At 39.7% G+C, this 3,527-nt stretch carries 4 protein-coding genes, 1 pseudogene and 1 CRISPR repeat array; of the genes and pseudogenes, 3 read left to right on the top strand and 2 right to left on the bottom strand.

Annotated features, from left to right (window positions below; all coding sequences use genetic code 11):
• Window positions 1–477, top strand: a pseudogene (locus tag FJR06_RS11200) (hypothetical protein); the annotation flags it as partial.
• Here FJR06_RS11200 and FJR06_RS11195 read toward each other — a convergent pair.
• A complete protein-coding gene (locus FJR06_RS11195; protein ID WP_168651445.1) occupies window positions 474–830 on the bottom strand; it encodes a hypothetical protein in 357 nt (118 codons plus the stop codon). The pseudogene FJR06_RS11200 and the gene FJR06_RS11195 sit on opposite strands and share 4 nt — an antisense overlap.
• Before the next feature lie 243 nt (window positions 831–1,073).
• Here FJR06_RS11195 and FJR06_RS11190 point away from each other — a divergent pair, with 243 nt between their 5' ends.
• Together FJR06_RS11190 and FJR06_RS11185 are read left to right on the top strand one after the other, a co-directional pair.
• The gene (locus FJR06_RS11190; RefSeq protein ID WP_254434414.1) at window positions 1,074–1,475 is read left to right on the top strand and encodes a GIY-YIG nuclease family protein; all 402 of its coding nucleotides are present in this window, start codon (window positions 1,074–1,076) and stop codon (window positions 1,473–1,475) included.
• 8 nt (window positions 1,476–1,483) lie between these two features.
• Window positions 1,484–2,035, top strand: coding sequence for a hypothetical protein (locus FJR06_RS11185; RefSeq protein WP_168651444.1), 552 nt, complete (start codon window positions 1,484–1,486; stop codon window positions 2,033–2,035).
• A 100-nt stretch (window positions 2,036–2,135) separates the two neighbouring features.
• On the opposite strand, the gene FJR06_RS11180 is transcribed toward FJR06_RS11185, so the two are convergent.
• The gene (locus tag FJR06_RS11180; RefSeq protein WP_168651443.1) at window positions 2,136–2,861 is read right to left on the bottom strand and encodes a hypothetical protein; all 726 of its coding nucleotides are present in this window, start codon (window positions 2,859–2,861) and stop codon (window positions 2,136–2,138) included.
• 195 nt (window positions 2,862–3,056) lie between these two features.
• Window positions 3,057–3,461: direct repeats of the CRISPR family, unit length 36 nt; unit sequence GTTTCCAATAATTCCGATTTAACCCAATCGGTAGGG.
• Window positions 3,462–3,527: the final 66 nt, after the last annotated feature.

Here is a 3,527-nt window from a genome sequence, read left to right as displayed (position 1 = left end):
AGGGAAAATAACTTATCCACAGGTGCGGAAGTTTCTCTCACGAATGATGAGACTGAACAATTCGTAGGGGAAAATCAATTATCCACAGGTGCAGAAATTTCCCTCACGAATGACGGGACTGAGAAATTCGTAGGGGAAAATCAATTATCCACAGGTGCAGAAATTTCCCTCACGAAAAAGAAAAAAATTGCTTCTGGCAGTCTTGCACCATTTATAGAAAATAAAAAACTCAAGGACGGTACAATTGCTACTTATCCTAAAGTAAGTGGTGAAAGAGATCCTTTAAATCATCTGCATTGGCGATGGGGGTATTATTATGAAATCAAGATTGATGGAGAATGGAAAAACCGTAGTTTAGCTACACCTGCTCGAATAGTGCCACAAGTCAAAATAATGATCGAGAATGATTATCCTGTTGAGGAAATCAAGAATTTTATTCTACATTCCAAACATAAAAAAGGAGGCAACAACAGCTAATCCTGTTTAACTTCTAACTGGTAAATCCGCATTGATGGATGTTCGTCCATCATCCTCCAGTAATATCCATTAGGAGCTAACAAAACCCTACCACCACAACGATATAAAAAAACTGGCTCGTCCCGGCGCATAGCTTTCTTTATCTCTGATTCTACACTGGTGTCTGAGCTATCATTATCGCTGTTGTACCAAATTAAGTGAGACTTACCGAAGTACCCAGCATTCAATAGACTAGCAAACAGCCATTCCATCACAGGTTGAATCTGCTCTTCTTTAATGCCACTACTCGCTTGTCCGTAGGTGTCAATAGTTGGTTGGGCTGGCTTGGGTTTAAAAAAGTCAAAGATTTTCATGGGTTTGAGGCAACTACAGCGATCTTCTTGTAGTAGTGCTTTGCTATCATAATTTTCTTCGGGTAAATCTCAAATCAATCATACCTGTAAATGGAACAACTTAGTTTATTTTCAAACGCCGAATACAAAACATTAAGAAATCAAAAACCAGTGATGGATGCTGAAGCTTTACAGTAATGGAAATCACGGGTATTTACTTACCAGCAGCGCATTAGAAACACTGAACCACCACAGCAGGTAAATTTGTTTGATACTCCATCTTCTCACTGTAATCCTGAAGAGATTAACCCTTTTAAACTACAATTACAATCAATGGCATTTTATAGAATGCCAGATAATCATGGACAAGCAGCTCTATATTTTGTGATTGATTCTGCTGCTGAAATATTGCTTTATGTTGGGGAAACCTGCCAAAGTCATAAACGTTGGAAAAACACTCACGGCTGTAAAGATTATATTAGCAGTTATCAAGAATTACATTATCGCTATGATATAACGACGGCGGTTAATATTGGTTTTTGGTGGGATGCTCCGGTAGATAGAAAACCACGTCAAGCATTAGAACAAAAGATGATTCAGATGTGGCGATCGCCTTTCAATAAGGAAATGTGGAATTTGTGGGGTCAACCTTTTGGACATTCTTAGAAGAAACTATGAATTACGATTTAGCAATGACATTAGGGGAACTGCAAGCACAGATATATTGGTTACATGATGCTGAGGAGTTTACAGAATTAGCAAATGCCGCTGCTGGTATCTATACAAAACTTGGTTATAATCAGGAACAGTCAGAAACTGCTGGTAAATTAATCAGTGAAGCCTATCAATTAGCTGATGATGCTGATTTAGCTAATCAAGCGGGTGATTATGATAGAGAAATGCAGTTTTATGATCAAGTTAAAGATAAACTAATTGCAGTGGAAACTATATTAAATTATCAGAATAGTATTGCCATACATCAAATGCAATGGTGGCTGCATTTTCGACATAAACAGAAATTACAAATTATCGTACATTTATTTTTACAGCATTTTAAAGCAGTGGGATTTATTCATTTATTTACTGCTATTAAACTGACATACTATCTAGTAGAAATTGGCAGGGTTCACAAACAACGCGACATAGAAACCACCAAATGCAATGCTGTAAAATACTGGGCGGAACTACTGAAAACTAAACCGCCACAGTATCCTTATCTGGGGTGAACAAAGCGAACTGCTTGCAGGAGTGCTTTGCTATTACCCCCCAAATCAGTTTTCCCTAAAGAATTACGAGGCAGTTACCAGAACTGCCCCAATACAATACCTAGTAAGAACCATCAAGTCTGCGGACATCCCAAGGTAAAGACCGTCTGCTTTGTCTCAGTATGGATTGATAACCTTCGGGAGAAAGCCAAGAACCGTCTTCAATCTGTACATAATCTGGTGGCACTTCTTCCTGTGGCGTGGAAGCTGGCAGAATCCAGGGACGTTTGGGTTTAACACCGGGGACTAATTGAATTTGCTCTTGAATCTCACTGAGTTGTTGGGTGATGGGAGTCAGGGATTTTTCGATAGCGGTGGTGATCATTGCTGATAATTCTTCTTTGCTGATTATTCCCTGAGAGCTTGGATTAATTGGGGAGTACCCAGTTTGTGACCAGATAAAGACCCTTAACCCAGCTTTGGCAATCATGCGATAATTGTTAACCGCTATTTGTTTGCCCTTATACTTTCTTGCCTCCAGTGCGTAATATTCCAAAACTGCATGACAAACTTCGTCAATAATGAAAACTCTGCCGGAAGGTTCATTCGTTAACAGCCTCCAGTCATTACCAGCATAGGGTTTCAGCGAAATTTTTAGATCATTCGTGAACGGGTCAGAATCACTTATTTGGTTTAGCAGTTGTGTGATTGCTGGCTTATCTACTCCACAGAATTGAGCTAAAGCTGTTACACTCATTCCACTGACACCATCGCTAAAACGTGTGCAGTAACTTTGGTCTATGGCTTCGCCACGCAAGCTATCGTTGGTTTTCTCTATTTGTGTCATGATGATATTAGCCTTGATAAATGGTTTGGGCGATTCCTGCGGAGCGCTTCACTATCGCAACTTCTTGGACGGAGGGCGATTCCTACGGAGCGCTTCGCTATCGCTTGTTTTCATTATTTGATTTTTATCAATAATTGAAAATACCTGAAACTACGTTATTTCAATAATCAACACAGTTTCAGGTACTATCTTTTGGTTTCCAATAATTCCGATTTAACCCAATCGGTAGGGTTGGTTTTTTTCTTTTTTGAAAGAAACCAAAAGAAACGCGTTTCCAATAATTCCGATTTAACCCAATCGGTAGGGCGAATTCCTATCAGGCACCATAGACATCACCTTGTTTCCAATAATTCCGATTTAACCCAATCGGTAGGGCTCTACTGTCGGCAGTGTGCCCTGCACATGAACTGTGTTTCCAATAATTCCGATTTAACCCAATCGGTAGGGATGGCGGCTTAAAAGTAGCATAGAACCCCTGATTCATGGTTTCCAATAATTCCGATTTAACCCAATCGGTAGGGGAAATCTCCCCCCAAGGGAAGATTTCAACGGATCTCCCGGAAAGTTTCCAATAATTCCGATTTAACCCAATCGGTAGGGAAAAAAGAGGAAACAATACTATTGCCAAAATAAGAGCCTTGATAATTTTTGGCAAAAACGGCAAAA

Source organism: Dolichospermum sp. UHCC 0352 (assembly GCF_009711925.1).
GTDB lineage: Bacteria > Cyanobacteriota > Cyanobacteriia > Cyanobacteriales > Nostocaceae > Dolichospermum > Dolichospermum lemmermannii.
The sequence above is the reverse complement of the archived record's forward strand: the minus strand, read 5'-3'. Positions and strand labels throughout refer to the sequence as shown.